We start from the raw sequence: 17,783 nt of genomic DNA on the forward strand, positions 1-17,783 counted from the left end.
GATTAAATCACTTTCAAAACTCCATCAAGCCCCGGCAATTGGGGCTTTTTGCTGTGCTATGGTGAAAATAGAATTTTGCGAAATTAAACGATATTAAGAACTTTAGACTTGATTTAATTCGGGAAGCGATTAAGCTTTTGATTGACAATCCATCCCTCTCTAATAGGGAGATTGCCAAACAATTGAACGTGACCGAGGCAACCATTAGATACTGGAAAAAACAATCATTCTGGGAGGTTGAGAGGGTAAAAATGTTAGATGATATGGCTGAGGCATTAAATTTAAAGGATGAACGGCGGCGGGAAGAATTTAAGGAATCTATCAGAGAGGGCAGGAGGAAATTAGCAATTCTACGCGAACAAATTTATGCAAATACCGCTAGGAGTATTAACATTTCCAGCAAAGCCTACGCCACAGCTTCTATGATGAATGATGCTCTAAAAGCCTGCGGTATGTTGACAAAAGCAGGAGCGCATACACACGGAAAACAGGCACTAGATGGCATCAAAACTATAATGGCTGTGGATGAACACCTCTATCAATTTGACCTTTTAATTGACCTTATGGACAGGCAGGATGAGGATGATGAGGAGGAATAGCGATCGCTCTCAAACTCGCTGTTATTCGTTATTAAAATTTTCGTGGGAAATTTTCCCACGAAGGCAGGGGGTCTGACCCCCCATGTCCCAATTAACCCTTGATCAACTTAGCTTTGTCTCTATGCAAGGATGAGCTTTGCAGAAATCCATTAACAATTGATAATCATTGGGATACCGCTCAATGATTTTAGGTGATAAATTTCTGAGTCGCTCCCGTTCCTCCTGGGTGCGTCGGATTGAATTAATAAGGTCTAATTTGTCCTCTTCAGAGTTTTCATCGGATTTTAATTCATCAATTATTATTCCGATGGCATCAATTATTTTGTCATCAGTATCGGGTTCCGGTTCCGGTGTCGGTTGTGGTGTTGGTTCAACGTACCCAACACAAGCAATGTGGGTCAAAGGGGGTAATGGTTCGGCACTGGTTAGCTCTGCAAGTGTGGGTCGGCAATCATCGGGAAGGGGTTCCGGGGTTGGTTCTGGTGAGTGCTCACCGGAAACTGTAGAGGAATTCAAAACTGTAGAGGAATTTGTAGAGGAAACTGTAGATGAATTTTTCCCGATTTCATCAGGGTTATAGCTATTTGTAGAGACTGTAGAGGAATTTGCTACCTCTTCAACTGTAGGAGGGGAAGCTTGCGCCTCTACAGTTTGATATTGAGTTAGATCATCCAATGGTGATGAATGTAGATGATTGGTTTCAAAATTATTTTTTTTATTTTCCTCTACAGTCTCTACACTTGGCTGAAAGTCTTGTGGTTGATGGATTTCTCCCTCTACAGTTTCCTCTACAGTTCCTCTACAGTTTGCAAAATCCTCTACAGTTTGACTTTTTTTGGATGAATTGGATGAAAATTTTAACCGTGACCCAGAACCCTCTGTTGACCCGTACCCTAGTTCAGCCAATTGGATGAACATACCCCTAACTTGATCAGGAGAATCCTTTTTAAACGCCCAGTCAAACTGCTTTACATCCCTTGCACTGATAGCAGTCTGGCGTTTTTCGGCTAATTCGATAATCTTCACCAACTTAGGAGCCAATTCATCTTGAGAGCATTCCCCATAGAGGTTCTCGGCTTCACCGATGTAGAAGCGTACCAGTTTAGCTGCGAGGTTTAGGGTTTTTTTACTGACAACAACATCCTCTACAGTTCCTCTACTCTCTACTTGATGGATGATGTGAAGTAGTCCTGCTATCCTGCCGATTTTGCCCGGTGCTTTCCCCCATAACGCTTGCACAGCTTGAGTTTTGGCTTCTATCCGGCGCATTTCACAAGTATTGTAGAGCCGTCTCATTGCCTCCTTAGCTTCTGGAGATAATCTCAAGTGAAGTTCTGGGAGCGTGGCGATCGCTTTATAGAATCCAGCCAGTAGAGGTGTAAGGTCAATTCTTGCGCCTGGGTTCTTTGGAATTATCATTGGGGCGAGGGGCTGGCTTATCAAGTTGTATCGAGCCCATCGTCCATTAAAATCGGAACCGTCGTTAAATTGCGAAAATACTTTAGGCTGAATTCCCCCAATAATAGACAATAAAACATCCTCCTCAGTCGATGCCATATCGTCTTTTAATGCTTCTCGTTTGCCGTCCCCTTCATAATAAGAAAGCTCATCCTCCTCTAGTCCGATGTTGTAGGTTGTACCCTTGTTCTTAATGTTGCCCGCTAATTCATCAGCAATGATAAGCACTCCCCAGCCGTGTTTCGCGTGCTTATCTAACATATCCCTCAACCCCGCTCTCGATCCTCCTGAAATAGATAATTGACGTAAAATAGGTTTATCCTTGGGTTTATCCTCTTCTGGGAGCGATTCATATTCAAGCATTTCCTGTTTATATTTTTCCTTTAATTCCCGTTGGTAAACCTTTAAAGGTTCTGATACAATTTTTTTAATTAACGGTGATTTCTTTTGACTTGGTTCGGCAACAATTGCATTAAATACAATTAATGGTTGTCTGAAGTCCGTATAGTCCAATAAATCAATGTCACTCCTAACATTTTGCAAACCTGAAACCGCCGACAAAAATACAGATATAGCCAACTCTGGACGCAAACCAAATCGCTTTGAAAGTTCGGTTATTTTAGATAAGTTACCAGATAGATATTCTGATGAATCAAGCTGTCTATTTTTGTTCTCGAAAATTTTCTCGATATCTGATTTAGTATCAGCTTGTGATTCCTTGTCCTCGATTTCCTCACAATATTCTCGGTAGGCATTCTGAATCTCTTTAGGATTAGCATTGCATTCTCTAGCAATATTGTTGAGTTCTAATCTTAGCTTAGATTTAGATAGGGTTTGTTCGCTTAATTGTTTGAATTTCTCCTCAATATCCTCAGTATTCAATTGTTGTTGTTGCCCTTTGAAGGGGATTACATTTGATGGAGGTTCAGGTTTTAACGCTGCGGTTCCTGATGTTTGGTAGGTAGATTTTGAGCTATTTCTTAATGATGTTTCTGCGTCTTGAATACTTTGAATTGCTCCCTCCAATAGCTTCAGTAATTCGGTTTGGGTTGTTTCAGGATGTTCTCTAATAAAATCTACGATATCGCCACGTTCCGGGGCTTCACTCCAAAAATCCTTTGTAGAAATAACAATTGTATTGAGTCCAACCTCTGAAGCCCATTCAGAAAACTCCTTACACTCCTCTAGTCCTACACGATCATTGTCCGCAATTAGCACAACCCCAGAAACCGAAGCATTTTTTAACGCTGTAAAATTTCTCTTAACAGATTCCTCTCCCTTCTCACTTCCCATCCGAGACAACCCTACTATCCCCAATGCTCTAAGAGCTTCTACACAATTCTCACCCTCTACCATTAACGCCCATTTATTTTTACCGAACTCTACAGCCTCGTTTTGTCGGTAGAAGTCCCAAGGTTTATTGCCTTTTTTCTTAATAGTATTCCCGTTATCGTCAACATGATATGGGAATAGGTGTTTGTGATCTGGTTTCTCTCTATGGGGAAGAGTGAATTTAATTCGATTATTATTAGCATTATAACGCTCAATACGCTCTACCCGTTGCGTTTCGGAATATCGATAAATCGTTTTTACTTCAGTTATATCGTCGGCAATTTTACTTATCTTAACCTCGACATTATCAGGAGGATTATCAAATGTCGCTATTGTTAATTTAGGTTTTGCTAGGGGGATGATTCGTTGCTGTTGCTGTTGTTGAGGGTTGTCATACTCGATAGGAATATTAAACATTCCAGCAAGCCCCTCGACTGATTCCCTAAAATTTTCAATCCCAGTAAGCTTTTGATAAAGCTTGATATTATCTCCACTTTTACCACAACCAAAACACTTAAATCCTTTACCATTAGTCAAGTGAAAGCTAGGTGTTTTTTCTTGATGAAACGGACACAGAGCAACGAATCCACTCCCTGACTTCTTCAGTTCTAATCCTAAGTTTTCTGCTATTTCAGTGATAGGAATTTCTCTAATTATATCAACTGTGTTTTGATGAATCCGGGCGTTAACTGTTGCGTCGTTTGTGCTATAATAGCTCATAGTAAGATTCACTCCTGTAGTTAGTCAACAATTGACAATTAAATAAAACCAAACCCACCAAGCCGCGACGCTTCGGTGGGTTGTTCGTTGTTATTGGTGATGGTGAACGTAGCGATCGCCATTTCCGTTAATCCCCATAATTCCGGTAGGGATTGTGGAAATTGTGTTACAATCTGAATTATCAAGGGAACATGAAAAACCTGATCTAGTCCGCTAGTATCCGGTAGATAGCCCAGAATATCGGATAATTTGCCAAAGGGAGCTAAATTCTTAATATGAGAATCATTCCCGTTTTTAAAATTCCCATATATATTTGATTTTTTTTTCCCAGAGAATGCCACTCTGAGTAATAATAATATTATCATGTGTTGAAAAGGCGTACTACCTTGTACGCGGTAGTCCTAAACCCCTGAAACCCTTAAGCATCGAAGTTTCCAGACCAGAGTGCTTAAGTAGTATGGGAGTTAGGCTTAACAAGATAAACGAAATTTAGAAGCCGTGTAACTATTTTAGTAGTTATGCGGCTTCTTTATCGAGAGTTTTAATTAAATCCCTAATCAGTTGGGATTTTGACTTCCTAGTCTCGATTTGATTTTTTTTGAGAATCTGATCGAGATCATGTGAAATTTTTAGTGAGAGGTTGATAACGTGGTTGACTTCTTTTCCGACCGGATGTGGCATAGTAACAACTATCCTAAATAATTACTACTTGGATTATAAACCAAGCTTTATCAATTCAGGTAGTATTGCATCATTTTTTGTGGCGAGTGATCGTATAGAGGTCATAAGATGAACGAAAAATATCCGTTTGATGCGCGATTCATGAGCAAAAAATTTCGCTTTATAAACCGTTGCAGAATGTCTGGGATGGCGACCGCCAAAAGCATGGATGAGTTGGTGAGCGATTCAATATACACAGAATATATACAGATTAGTGCATGATTTGAAATTAGTGATCGCCTTCACCCTCATTCATGCTCAGTGGCGGTCAATGTTCGGTCGAGATACACAATTTTGTAAATTTTTTGCACGCCATTAACCAATAGCCAATAATCGCCATAAATAGCCAATAATCGCCGATCCAAAAAAAAAGGCAAAAGCCGGAAACCAGTGCAAATAAAGGTATTTTGACTTTCTATTTAAAGGTGTCTACAAAACTACGGTTATTGTTCATAATTCCTGAAATACCCTTGCCACAGTGGTTTAGGGATTTCAGCAATTGAGATCCCATCTGTGCAATTGTTAACAACTTAAGCTACTTTTGCTGATAGCTTTCTCCTCAAATATTCAGCCAATAGCAACGCCTCAGCCCTAAAGGGTTCCCCTAGAGCAAACAAAAAAACCTGACAAATCACAGTTGCCCAGTGTTTGGGGTGATTTTGTCAGGTTTTCTTCTGTGGTTAATCATAGCATCTTCTTCCTCAAATCATCAAGCTCAAATGATCAAAAAAAATCTCCCGTAGTTACGGAACAGAATGTCTAAAAACTCGCAATCTGAGGCGATACCTAGCGATCGCACCCGACAATCCGGGGTCAATGCCAATAAAGTTTTGATAGGTAGTCATAGAGTTTTGGGAGTTTGCGGAGTTTGCGGAGTTTGCGGAGGAACCTAATAGAGTCAAGTTGGGAAAATTTCCCAGCTTGACCGTATGGTTGATTTATAAAATTTCCTTATAGTTTCACTACATTTTTGCTCATGTTTTGGTTAGATTTACTGATATCTCTAAAAGCACTTTAAAAGCAGTTTGAACGGCCATTGAGATACCTCCCACAGTCTCCACTTCTAACCCCATATTGAACAAGATAATCTTCATAGGTTTTCTGAGGTCGAGGGGGTGTAACAATCTTGTAATTCGGTGCAAACCTCTCACGGTCAAGACAACCATCACCGCCGTTATTGTTAAGGCAAAACCAAGCTTCTGATCCTTCCTCAACGATGATAGGCTTCTGAGGTTTCCTGATAACAACTAAAGGCTGTTCCGATGGTTGAGTAGGTGTTATCCCCTTCTCAGGTTTTCCTGTGGCTTGTGACTGCAATCTAACCCCGTTTTGATAATTGGTGAAGGTGAAGACTCCAAAACCTATTAGGGCTAAACCAACGCACCCGATAACAGAGAATTTTAATATTATTAAATCCTGACTAGATTGTGTATTCGACTTCGACAAATCTATTCCATTCATATTAATTAATCCTGTATTTTCAACCTGTCACAGCATGACCGGGCGTAGTGTCATGCCTTGTCATAAGCCCGGTCATAGGGGTGTTTTTTGGGGTATCCAGTGACACCGGGTGACAACCGGACAACCCACTGTGAAAGGGTGACAACGTATGACAACGGATTGTGACAACCGGACAACTAAGTGGGAAACCCGTATACAAAAGACACTCTGACCCTTCCCCCAACTCGTTCATAAATGGTCATCCCGTGACCATTTTTTTCTAACCATTCAAAGGCATATTTGACCGCATCGGATGACAAATCACGCCCAACCGATGAACGTTGGATATCACGGATTGATGCTGATTTATTGACCTTGCAAAACTCCAATATCTGCATAAAACGGTCATCTGGGTTGGTATTGTTCTCTGGAGTTTTCTCTAGTTTCCTGATGTCAAACGAGGGTGAAGGCGTGGCAGTTTTGGGGGATTGCTTGGGTGTTTCTTGTTCCCTCTCAACATAATTCTCTACGGTTTCAAAGTCGGGTATTGATGTTTTATCAAGGAACCTAGGAGCGATTAAACTTGATGGAGCATTGCCTTTTTTGCGGTATTGGGAATGATGCGAATGAGTTGGGTGTTGTGCGATGGTGTGAGGGTTTGACCCTGAGATAACAACCGGGTAAGCTGTGTTCTGAATATAAAGAAAGCGGGGGTCGTCATGTTTCCAAATATTTTGTATCTCACCCCTAGCACTTGCACCGCACAACACTAATAAAAAGTTATTTCTGAACTTCCCATCAATCCCTATGGCTTCTGTGTTGTGGCTTTGCATGAACCCAACTAAACAGATATCAAACTTCCGGGCGTTGGATAACTTTCTGATTGCATAGGAGAAGGTTTTAACCCGTTTTTCCTTGCCGGGTAACGGGTTAATTGTGTCCAGTTGGGATAACTCGGATATGGTGTCATTAATTTCATCCAGACAGATGATCATCGGGTTGCCGTCTTGGTTTTTTCGGCGCTCTACCTCGTCAATAAGCCAGCATAGAATCTGATAAATGCTTTCAACATCCGACTCAATCCTTGGGAATCCCATCTGTTGCCAGATAGGGTTTTTACTGGCATGGATATCTAAAACAATCACTTCCGCAGGACGGACGGCGGTTAACTTCCCGACAACAAACCCGGCTCCGAGTGAAGTCTTGGCGCTCCCGCTATTCCCACCAATTAGAATTCCAGAAGCTTCGTCGCTCAAACCTTCCCAGTTGTAGAAGTCCAAAGCCTCTGATTCTGGAGAATCTGACATCATCCCCATGATGTGATTGTGGATGTTTAAGTCTGGCATTCTCGGAACTGGAAACACAGCCTGCTTATAACGCTCAATGATTGCAGCTTCCCCAATATCGAATATCTGATCCGCCGTGTCTTGTCGAAGTGTTGACCGTTCCGAACGTTTCATCGCAGGGTAGGAAAGGATTGTTCCGATGGTTGACGCGATCGCACCAACACCAAAACCATAAAATTTGTTGGGACTAGGGAATGGTTGCGACAATCCCCAAATCATGCCCACTGTTCCAGTCAGTGTCCAGAGTGCGCTACTAATAAGAATGGGATTAGACATAAGCTGCAACACCTCCTAAAATGCAGCCAACAAACATAATGATTAAAATGCCAAACATAACCGCCTCTGATGTATTGAGTAAACCCACATAAGCCCTTCTCCCATAAAAGGAACCCAAGCCAATTAATGTTAAGAGGAATACAATAAAAAATACCCAGTACCAAGGGGTTAGAACTGGGTTAGAGCGACTGATTAAACCACATAACGAAACGGTACAAATTGACCCCACGAAGTACCCGACAAAATTTAATATCCTAGCCATAAATTAATCACCTCCCTTTTAATTTGTCTCGTTTAGATTGCAGTCCATTCAATGATTCATTTACCCTTTGGTTTGATTGTTTTAAAGCTTCTTTGTAATTAGCTTTAATCGTTGTGTAGGCTGCGGTTTGAGCATCTAAAAGGCTTTGAGTTTGGGTGACAATTCCGTACTTCTGGGAATCAGTAGAAGCAGTCAAACTGACAACTTTTTGCATTTCCTTTGCTGTTAATAATTCAGCTTTGGACAATACCTTTAAATTTTTGCCGAACTTCTTAACGTTCTTAGCGTTCTGTTTGGCGTTCTTAGCAATTTGACTGCTTTGTTTTACCAGTTCATTGTCGATAATCCAGCCCCTATCATTGGCTTCTCGGACTAACTGGGAACTGGTGTAAAGGTTGTTATCATTGGGGGTGAAATTATCCGGTGTAAGAGCGTTCTCATTAAGGTTAGGGAGGCGATTATTTTCACTTTCACCTCCCATGAAAAAACTTTTAATTGCAGAAAATATTCCCATGATTTACCACTCATCTCTAGGCGGGTTAGGTGTTTCTGTTGGCTGTGGAGTTGGCTGTGGAGTTGGCTGTGATGTTGTTGTTGATGTTGATAATTGAGTGTTGAAAATTGACAACGCAACCATCAGACCGAGAAAGAACAAGATTATATTTTTCATAATTAAAACTCCTAAAAGGGTATGGGGTCAAAGTCGGTGTCAACGTTTGGTTTTTTCTTGGGGATAGGACGTTTTCGTTTGAATTCCCATAGAAAAATATCATCAGAATCAAAATAATCAGCATTCCATCGGGAGATACAAATAAATCTGGGATTGATTGAAATCGAATACTTGCAAATACGGAGATAAAAATCAAGGTAAATCATCTTAAAAACTCCCTAAACACTGCATGACCAAACCATCATAGTAGTCGGGTGTAATGGCTTCTAATTGCTTCAAAATGCGCTTGAACTGTGTTAAAATGTGTCTCATCGATAATTCCTCAAAATTATTGTTTTGGCAGTCAGAGAGACGGTTCTCAATCAGTTGAACCGCCTTTCTTAATTGTTCTATTTCTGCTTTGAGACTTTCGACTTCAGCCCGACTAAATCCAGTTTGTTGTGTCGAATTGTTGTCGATTTCTGACTGCTTTGTTGGGCAACTGTTGCCTGTTTTCCCAAGTCCTTTATCAGTTCGTTTGGACGTTCCTTCCCCCGTTTTCCCAGTTCTTCAATGCGTTGTTGAATTGAAGTTTGGAAGTCTTCAGCTAACAAATTTTGAAGTCCTACAACTTGCTTAATTCCCTCCATTTGTCCCTGTAATAAAGTTTTAGCAAATTCAATATTTCCGGCATCTGCAAGGGCTTGAGCATTGTCTCGTTGTTGTCGGATATATTCATCGACTAAACCATTAGATAAACCACCAACGGCAGAGATATGGTTCATCATGTCTTCTGCAACTGGATTACTTAGAGCGAGTTCCTTTAATGCCGCCAAATCAGAACGGGTAATCGCTTCGGGTTCTAATCCGAGTTCGTTCACCAAGGCTAAAGCCCCGTCCCCTAACTCGTTTTCGATATCCTCCCAATTAATAAAATCCTCTGAGTCCTCAATGCTGAATGATTCCGGTGCTTCTGTTTTGGGGACTGTTCCGTTAAGCTTTTGGGGTTTGTTTCCGGTTAGGTGTTGCGCGATTGCCACGCCTTCACCTTCCGTTAAATTGTCCGGGTCAAGTCCCAAGTCAATAGCGGTCTTAATTAACATTTTTTCGTTAACTTTAAGCTGCTTCGATAAGCTTTGCAGAGTCGATAATTGAGTCGGTTTGGTGTTGTTGTTGGATGACATTTTTATAAGCCTCTAAAGTGAATAATTGACTGTTCTCGGTGATGTAATTCTGGTAGGCATCCGGTGGTAATTTTCGAGTTTTGATGCCATTTCTCCAGTCGTTAATAATCTCTAAGCAATAAGCTTGAAAGTCATTCCAGGGGGAACCCGGATTGTAGAAGCGTCGGAAGTCTGGGGAGTGTTTTATCAATAACTCCTCCCACTGGCTTAAGGTTGTTCGACTGCGGTTTAATTCGGTAGCTAGTTCCTTTTTGTCGATGTAAGGAATGTCACCCCGTCTAGTGGTTTTGAGTTTAACCCGCCTTCCTTTGGGAATGATTTCGGGTTCTATTGTTGCGGTCAAATTAAGTCACCTCCTATGGGTGATTAGTGGTGAATAAATGCCCTTTACCATCCCCCACAGGGTAAGGCTAGGTTTGCTATAGGTTTGTCGAGGTTCGGTGTCTCAGTGGGTTCTGAGTGTTCTCTGAGAGTGCATTCAGTGGTATCTCAGAGTGCTAGTTAAGCTATGAATTAAAACATATCACATAATTGTATGTTGTGTAAGTAACTATGTAAGTTGTAATAAATGTTTACACACTCATGCTCTAGGTTGCGTGGTGAGGTGATAATAAAGGGGTAGATATGTTAACTGTGCTATGTCTGATAACCCATTCTCAAGAGTCCGTCTCACCGTATTTTTACCGTTATGGGTTAGGGATGCCCTTAAGCAGTATGTTGTCCCGTTGCGGGTGTCGATGTCCCAGTACATTGCCGATCACATTGAGGAGGTGGTAGTCAACGCTGGATACAAAGCCCCCAAACCTCTTACTTATGAATCGATAGCCCAATTAGTATTAGATAATTTTGAAATTTTAGAGGATTCAAAAATATCTAAAAAACGATTAAAGGAACTTGCTAACGGTGAACATCCATCAGAAATAGAACTTTTAAGAATTGCCAATACAATCGGGTCAACAGAGGATGAACTGATAGAACTTTGCAAAAAATGTCCCAAAAAGGAGAAGACAACCAATGGAACTTAAGGATTATTTACCCTGTGGGATGACTTTAGATTTAAGCAAATCAATTCCGGTTATTTGGGCTAAAACGAGAAATGATGCTGAGGATTTCTTAGAAGAATCTATTAAAGATTTAATTAAAAGTGCGGTCAACCTTGGGCAACCTATACAACTCCGATGGAAAGGGTGCAAACGACCCTTTAATATATCACCCAAACTCGCTAATTTACATAATGAAGAAAAGCAAGTAAACCCATTAAAATTAAACGATAAGCTTATGATTGAATTGGCTTCTAAGCAGGACATTGATAACGCAACTAACCGAGACTTGTTAGTAGCAATAGAGGACTGTTCTGAGTCCGCAGCAATCACCCGTATTAGAGAATCTAAAGTATTAGCTTGTTCAAATCTTATACAGTCAACCAACGGGAAGCCACCGGATGAGGTTATAGGAAGTAGTTTAGATTCACTCTGGCATCCAGACCAATTAGACCGACTGATGAACTTTTTGGAACAGGACGGCAGGGTAGAAAATTATGAGTATTGGTGTTGGAAATGGCACTTGGAAAACGGATTATGGGTTCGTAAACGCCAAGATTTAGCGGCTAAAATATTTCAACTCGTTCAATTTAAAGGTGTTCAGTGTCGTCTATCGTTGGGTGTCACTCCTGTATGAATCTGCGACTAGAAGGAACTGAACCGGAACTAGAACGGGCTAAACAGTTCTATGAGTCGTTGCAGTCTCAGGGAATGGTAAAGCTTAACCAATGGTCAAAGCCTTACCCAAACCGCAAAAGTCCAGGCTTCAGAGTCTACATTGAACTAGAGATATTAAGCGATCGCCCAATCAGAACCCAAGACGGCGGCTACATCATCCGGTGAGGAGAGTAAACCGCCAAAGTGTAGACCTGATAAGCATTCTATCCGTTTTTGAAAAGTTGACTTTTGTTATATAGGACATTAATAGCAAAAGTCAACTTTTTTTCTAAAAATTTAACCATTACTCAACTTGTGTAATTGATTCAAGTCGGGGTTCCCTCTCCAGTTAAATTTTAAAAGTATAATTCCACCATTACCGTCAGGAATCTCACGCTCGTCTTCACCATTAAGCGGATACTTGATATCATACCATTTCCCCCTATCCTCCAATTGTTTCATTTCAATTGAAATTCTTCTAAAAAAATCCCTTGATTTTGGGCTTGGGGTCGATTCTACATCATTAGCCAATTGAATAATCGTTTGATGTAATGAGTACATCACTTTAGTCCCTCTAAAAAATAGATGTTCAATCCTAAAATAACAAAATTTCTGGCACACTCAAGCGTAACGGCGGGTTCTGTTCAACTCTAGACTGAGTGATTAGAATTCCAATTCTCAATCACTTAGGGCAGTGACTCACAAGCAACGCCATCCTTATCACCGTCCAGTTTGAAGGGGTCGTTAGGAAACGCTTCTAAAACCCGTTGAGCTTCAGATTGGGTTTTGAAGTCACCGCAATCACAATCAGACTGGGTGCAAGCGGGTAAATTCGACTGAGTGGGAGTGGGACTGGGGTTAACGTTCTCTGTTTCCCCTTGATGTCGAAACACCCAAGGCATGACCGGATTCTGTTGATTCCAGTACCCTAACCGTTGTTGTTTGGCTTTAGCTTCAGCGTTTAAATAATTATCTTTATTAGCAGAACAGCCGTTAAGATATTGACGATAAACAACGGCTTGACCTTCTGAAACCATTAATAAATTAATGTTTCTACCAGTGTTACTCGTTACCACTTCCCCAACAGTTCTGCCATATTTATCAGTATCAATTTCTCGGATTGTAACTTGAGTTCCAATCGGTAAAATTTGTTGTAAACGTTGCCTTGATTGTTCCCCCCAAGGTGTTTGTTTCATTTCGGGAGCATCAATACAACCGAATCGAATTGTAATAGCTTTGTTATTAACGTTAGCTCTAATTGTATCCCCATCACCGATACTGATAACTGTTCCCAAAAGTTGATTATCAAGTTGTGCTAGTGCGACATTTTGAAACAATAATAATAAAGAAATTAAACCTATAAATAGTTTCATAATTTGTTAACCTTCCATGCTCCTTGATTCCCAATCTTACCCGCTCTGACAAACTCCCACCCGCCCCGGTGGAATATTTCACCTTTGGGTTTAACTCCTATCAGTGACTCTACCTCACTGGTAGACAGAATCCAGCCTTGTTTACTCGCTTTCTCCAGTTCCTCATGAAACCACAGGGGGGAACGGGGTTGAATGTTAGCGGCTATAGCACCCACCAACCTCTCAAGCATGACCATCGGACTGTCTTCTGCTAAATTTACAGTGTCTATTGCTGAGTAGACAGTGGAAGCTTCAGAGGTGTCTATCTGACTGTCTATCGAGGTGTAAATTTGTGGACTAGACAGGGGTGTGAAAGTCCCTAATGTTCCCCCACTTTTTAGGTGTTCGGATAGCTGGTCTAGGGTTTCAATTTGTTCCGGTGTAGCATAAGCGTGACCTCGCTCATCCTTCGGTAGTGTAAGGTTTGCAGCTTTTATCCAATCATAGATTGATTGCCGTGTTTTCAGCCCGTAGCGTTCCTGTAGTTCCTTGATTTTCATCTGTCTACTTGGGTGTAAATTTACAGTGTCTATCAGTTAGTTTACACCTGTCTATCAGTTAGTAGACACCAAATTGATGTCGCTGGATCAGTACGGGACTGCTACCAGGGGACAGAATAAACTGAAACTGTTACTATGTATGGCTTTTGCGGTTTCTGTTGCACAAAATTACACGAATCTCGGTTTCGTGCCAAAGGGGGCTTATGATTAAGGTTGTGTACTCTGGGAGTCGCCAGCGAAACCATAGACACGATTACAATTTCTAATCACCAATGGCCGTAAAAAAGACTGAACTATATAGCTCATTATGGGCGGGATGTGATGAATTACGGGGGGGTATGGATGCTTCCCAGTATAAAGATTATGTCCTTACCCTGTTATTTATGAAATATATTTCTGATAAATATGCAGGCGACCCCAACGCGGTTATTGTTGTTCCTGATGGCGCATCGTTTAAGGATTTATTAGCCCTAAAAAATAATAAGGAAATCGGAGATAAAATTAATAAAGCTATTGGTAAATTAGCTGAAGAAAATGGCTTAAAAGGTGTCATTGATGTTGCCGATTTTAACGATGAGGATAAACTCGGCAAGGGTAAGGAAATGGTAGATCGTCTCTCGAATCTATTAGGGATTTTTGAGGGGATAGATTTAAGTGCTAACCGTGCCGAAGGCGATGATTTACTAGGGGATGCTTACGAATATCTGATGCGTCATTTTGCCACAGAATCCGGTAAAAGTAAAGGACAGTTTTATACTCCCGCAGAGGTGTCACGGATATTAGCTAAAGTAGTCGGCATTACTCCCGAAACCATGCAGGATGCAACGGTTTATGATCCTACTTGTGGCTCTGGTTCTCTATTGTTAAAACTTGCCAATGAAGCGCCTAATGGCTTAACGATTTACGGTCAAGAAATGGATAACGCAACGGTCGCTTTAGCAAAGATGAATATGATTCTGCACAACTACCCAACGGCAGAAATTTGGAAAGATAACACCCTCTCAAATCCGGGCTGGAAAAACCCCGATGGTAGCCTCAAAACCTTTGATTTTGCAGTCGCTAATCCCCCTTTTTCCTATAAATCTTGGAGTAATGGTATCAGCCTTACCCATGACGAATTTAATCGCTTTAACTATGGCGTACCCCCGGAGAAAAACGGCGATTATGCGTTTTTGCTGCATATTCTTAAATCCTTAAAAAGTACAGGAAAAGCCGCGATTATTTTACCCCACGGGGTTCTATTTCGAGGCAATGCTGAGGCGCGTATTCGTAAAAATTTAATCACCCAAGGCTATATTAAAGGAATTATTGGCTTACCCGCCAACTTATTTTATGGGACGGGTATTCCTGCCTGTATTATTGTAATTGATAAATCTACGGCTGCCACTCGCCAAGGTTTATTTATGGTAGATGCCAGTAAAGGCTTTATAAAAGATGGCAATAAAAATCGCCTCCGCAGTCAGGATCTCCATAAAATTGTGGATGTGTTCAATCATCAAATAGAACTGCCTCGTTACAGTCGCATGGTCAGTTTAGAAGAAATTGCTACTAATGATTATAACCTCAATATTCCCCGTTATATTGACTCTAGTGAACCCGAAGATATTCACGACCTCAGCGCCCACTTAAACGGGGGAATTCCTAACGTTGATATTGATGCGTTAGAAAACTATTGGCGGGTATTTCCGAAATTGCGGAGTGTGTTATTTACACCGAGTCAAGACTCAGGATATAGTGAGAGTTTAGTAGAAGCCAGTCGGGTCAAAACAACTATTCTCAATCATCCTGAATTTACGGCTTTTTCCCAGCTAACTTTAGCCCTTTATCAAGGGTGGCGAAATGATTACGAAGACCGATTAAAAAATATCGCCATTGGGGATAAACCCAAAGCACTCATAACCCTATTATCTGAAGATTTACTTAAGCGATTTGTTAAAGCTGAATTACTAGATAAATATGATATTTACCAGTTATTGATGGACTACTGGGAGGAAACCATGCAGGATGATGTTTATATCCTGGTACAAGAGGGTTGGAAAGCGGGGAATGTGATACGGAAGTTGGAGGCAAAAAAAGGGGAGAAGTTGAAAGAAGCACCGGATTTAATCATCGATAAGCAAAAGTATAAAGCGGATTTAATTCCCCCCGATTTAATTGTGGCGCGATATTTTGCTCAACAACAGCAGGAAATTGATCAACTGCAAACAGATTTAGATGCGATTACTCAGGAATTAGAAGCCTTAATTGAGGAGCATACGGGGGAAGAGGGGGCGTTAGTTGATGCTCAAACGGATGCGGGAAAGGTGACAAAAAATAATGTTAAAAAGTTAATAGATGGCAGTAAACAATTATCAATCTTTGAGGATTTAGAGTTATCAACTGAACAGGATGATGGTTTAATTTTACAGCAATGCTTAAAGCTGTTTGAGCAAGAGGAAACAATGAAGAAAAAGCTCAAAGATGCTCAAACAACATTAGATAAGGCGGTATTTGCTCAGTATCGAAAATTAACAGAGGATGAGATAAAAACGTTGGTGATTGATGATAAATGGGGGGCGACGTTAGAGGGGAGGATTATGGGAGAAATTGAGCGGGTAACGCAACAGTTAGCCAGTCGAATTAAGGAGTTAGAAGAACGTTATGCTGAACCTTTACCGCAGTTAATGGATGAGGTTGAGGTTTTATCAAGTCGAGTTGATGAGCATTTAAAAAGGATGGGGGTGTCATGGAATTAATTAATAATTATCAATTGCCAGAAGGGTATAAAAAAACTGAGGTGGGGGTGATTCCTGAAGATTGGGAAGTGGATAAGTTTATAAATATTACTGAAGTAATTACTTGTGGTGTTGCTGCTACACCTAAATATGTAACGGAGACAACAGGAAAACCTTTTTTATCTGCACAAAATGTTCAAAATGGTAGAGTTATATATGATAATTATAAATTTATAAGCAAAGAACTTTTTGCTCAAATTACGAAACATAATAAGCCAACAAAAGGAGATATTCTTTATACAAGAGTAGGTGCAGGAATAGGAGAAGCTGGTGTAATTGAAGATAACTTTGAGTTTGCCATATATGTTAGTCTAACTTTAATCAAGCCTAAATATCAAAAACTAGATAGTTATTGGATTGCCTACCTTCTTAATAGTGGACGATATAAATTTTTGGCAAGAAATGGATTATTTGCAGGTGCAGGTGTACAAAATTTAAATGTTGAAGTTGTTAGAAATTTTGCCATACCTCTCCCACCCCTTCCAGAACAAAAAGCGATCGCACAAACCCTCTCTGATGTAGATGCCCTAATTGCCGCGCTGGATAAACTCATCGCCAAAAAGCGCAACATCAAAACCGCAACCATGCAGCAACTCCTCACGGGTAAGACACGCTTACCGGGGTTTGGTGAGGGAAAGGGTTATAAAAAAAGTGAGGTTGGGGTAATTCCTGAAGATTGGGAGGTTAAACAACTACCCGAAATAGCTTGGTTTCAAGAAGGCCCTGGTGTTCGTAACTATCAATTTGCACAATCTGGCGTAAAACTGCTTAATGGAACTAATATTTTTAGAGGTAAATTAACTCTGGATACAACTAATCGATATATATCAGTGAGTGAAGCATTTGGCAGTTACAAGCATTTTCTGGTTGATGTTGGAGATATTCTAATCGCATCTTCAGGGGTTACAATAGACAAATTTCATGAGAAGTTAGCATTTGCGCTACCTGAACACTTACCACTCTGCATGAATACCAGCACCATAAGATTTAAAGCTAATTGTCATAAAACCACTAATCAATATCTTTATTTTTTCTTGCAGTCTGATTTATTTAAAGCTCAAATTGGAAAACAAGCAACTGGTTCGGCACAGTTAAACTTTGGGCCAGCGCATCTAAACAAGGTAAGTGTCGTAATTTCTCAGAACTCAGAAGAACAAAAAGCGATCGCTCAAGTTTTCTCAGACATAGACAGTGAAATCACCGCATTAGAAAAACGTCGCGCCAAAACCCAATCTATTAAACAGGGAATGATGCAAGAACTATTAACCGGGAAAACACGCCTTAATTTTGAACATCCCCTGCGCGGAAAAGTCATTCACTATGAAGATCCCTACGAACCCGTAACCCCAGATAGCAACAACTAAAATTAACAGCTTATTATTAATTACTCAAAAGGAAAAAATCAACTTATTTT

Annotated in this window: 17 protein-coding genes; 6 read left to right on the forward strand and 11 right to left on the reverse strand. The window is 40.6% G+C overall.

Annotated elements, in window-relative coordinates; translation table 11 throughout:
* Positions 1–128: 128 nt before the first annotated feature.
* Positions 129–599 (forward strand): winged helix-turn-helix transcriptional regulator, encoded by a 471-nt coding sequence (locus tag IQ236_RS16870; RefSeq protein ID WP_407676158.1) that lies wholly within the window; start codon positions 129–131, stop codon positions 597–599.
* Between the two features lie 102 nt (positions 600–701).
* On the opposite strand, the gene IQ236_RS16875 is transcribed toward IQ236_RS16870, so the two are convergent.
* From IQ236_RS16875 to IQ236_RS16910, 8 genes are all read right to left on the reverse strand, one after another.
* Positions 702–4,109 carry a DUF3987 domain-containing protein gene (locus IQ236_RS16875; protein WP_193870370.1) on the reverse strand — a complete coding sequence of 1,136 codons (3,408 nt, stop codon included), beginning with the start codon at positions 4,107–4,109 and terminating at the stop codon, positions 702–704.
* A 38-nt stretch (positions 4,110–4,147) separates the two neighbouring features.
* On the reverse strand, positions 4,148–4,474 hold the full coding sequence (locus IQ236_RS16880; protein ID WP_193870371.1) for a hypothetical protein: 327 nt from the start codon (positions 4,472–4,474) through the stop codon (positions 4,148–4,150).
* Between the two features lie 1,369 nt (positions 4,475–5,843).
* Complete coding sequence (locus tag IQ236_RS16885; RefSeq protein ID WP_193870372.1) at positions 5,844–6,290, reverse strand: hypothetical protein; 447 nt, start codon at positions 6,288–6,290, stop codon at positions 5,844–5,846.
* Between the two features lie 176 nt (positions 6,291–6,466).
* Complete coding sequence (locus IQ236_RS16890; protein WP_193870373.1) at positions 6,467–7,891, reverse strand: hypothetical protein; 1,425 nt, start codon at positions 7,889–7,891, stop codon at positions 6,467–6,469.
* Positions 7,884–8,153 carry a hypothetical protein gene (locus IQ236_RS16895; protein ID WP_193870374.1) on the reverse strand — a complete coding sequence of 90 codons (270 nt, stop codon included), beginning with the start codon at positions 8,151–8,153 and terminating at the stop codon, positions 7,884–7,886. The genes IQ236_RS16890 and IQ236_RS16895 overlap by 8 nt, the downstream gene beginning before the upstream one ends.
* Positions 8,154–8,160: 7 nt before the next feature.
* Complete coding sequence (locus tag IQ236_RS16900; RefSeq protein ID WP_193870375.1) at positions 8,161–8,667, reverse strand: hypothetical protein; 507 nt, start codon at positions 8,665–8,667, stop codon at positions 8,161–8,163.
* A 545-nt stretch (positions 8,668–9,212) separates the two neighbouring features.
* Complete coding sequence (locus IQ236_RS16905) at positions 9,213–9,986, reverse strand: hypothetical protein (protein WP_193870376.1); 774 nt, start codon at positions 9,984–9,986, stop codon at positions 9,213–9,215.
* Complete coding sequence (locus IQ236_RS16910) at positions 9,919–10,329, reverse strand: hypothetical protein (protein ID WP_193870377.1); 411 nt, start codon at positions 10,327–10,329, stop codon at positions 9,919–9,921. Before IQ236_RS16910 ends, IQ236_RS16905 begins: the two co-directional genes overlap by 68 nt.
* 295 nt (positions 10,330–10,624) lie before the next feature.
* Here IQ236_RS16910 and IQ236_RS16915 point away from each other — a divergent pair, with 295 nt between their 5' ends.
* Genes IQ236_RS16915 through IQ236_RS16925 form a run of 3 tightly spaced genes read left to right on the forward strand, consistent with a single transcriptional unit; the run spans position 10,625 to position 11,869 of the window.
* Positions 10,625–11,011 (forward strand): hypothetical protein, encoded by a 387-nt coding sequence (locus IQ236_RS16915; protein WP_193870378.1) that lies wholly within the window; start codon positions 10,625–10,627, stop codon positions 11,009–11,011.
* A complete protein-coding gene (locus tag IQ236_RS16920; protein ID WP_193870379.1) occupies positions 11,001–11,663 on the forward strand; it encodes a PAS domain-containing protein in 663 nt (220 codons plus the stop codon). The genes IQ236_RS16915 and IQ236_RS16920 overlap by 11 nt, the downstream gene beginning before the upstream one ends.
* Positions 11,660–11,869, forward strand: coding sequence for a hypothetical protein (locus IQ236_RS16925; RefSeq protein WP_193870380.1), 210 nt, complete (start codon positions 11,660–11,662; stop codon positions 11,867–11,869). The genes IQ236_RS16920 and IQ236_RS16925 overlap by 4 nt, the downstream gene beginning before the upstream one ends.
* 111 nt (positions 11,870–11,980) lie before the next feature.
* Here IQ236_RS16925 and IQ236_RS16930 read toward each other — a convergent pair whose 3' ends face one another.
* The 3 genes from IQ236_RS16930 to IQ236_RS16940 form a co-directional block, all read right to left on the reverse strand.
* On the reverse strand, positions 11,981–12,247 hold the full coding sequence (locus IQ236_RS16930; RefSeq protein ID WP_193870381.1) for a hypothetical protein: 267 nt from the start codon (positions 12,245–12,247) through the stop codon (positions 11,981–11,983).
* Positions 12,248–12,369: 122 nt separating this feature from the next.
* Entirely contained in the window at positions 12,370–13,056 is a 687-nt protein-coding gene (locus tag IQ236_RS16935) for a thermonuclease family protein (RefSeq protein ID WP_193870382.1), read from the reverse strand.
* Positions 13,053–13,595 (reverse strand): MerR family transcriptional regulator, encoded by a 543-nt coding sequence (locus IQ236_RS16940; RefSeq protein WP_193870383.1) that lies wholly within the window; start codon positions 13,593–13,595, stop codon positions 13,053–13,055. Before IQ236_RS16940 ends, IQ236_RS16935 begins: the two co-directional genes overlap by 4 nt.
* Before the next feature lie 272 nt (positions 13,596–13,867).
* Between IQ236_RS16940 and IQ236_RS16945 the strand changes: the two genes are divergently transcribed.
* Positions 13,868–16,330: a type I restriction-modification system subunit M gene (locus tag IQ236_RS16945; RefSeq protein WP_193870384.1), complete on the forward strand. Its 2,463-nt coding sequence runs from the start codon at positions 13,868–13,870 to the stop codon at positions 16,328–16,330.
* A complete protein-coding gene (locus IQ236_RS16950; RefSeq protein WP_193870385.1) occupies positions 16,321–17,733 on the forward strand; it encodes a restriction endonuclease subunit S in 1,413 nt (470 codons plus the stop codon). Before IQ236_RS16945 ends, IQ236_RS16950 begins: the two co-directional genes overlap by 10 nt.
* Positions 17,734–17,783: the final 50 nt, after the last annotated feature.

The sequence above is a fragment of the Planktothrix mougeotii LEGE 06226 genome, assembly GCF_015207485.1.
Classification (GTDB): Bacteria; Cyanobacteriota; Cyanobacteriia; order Cyanobacteriales; family Microcoleaceae; genus Planktothrix.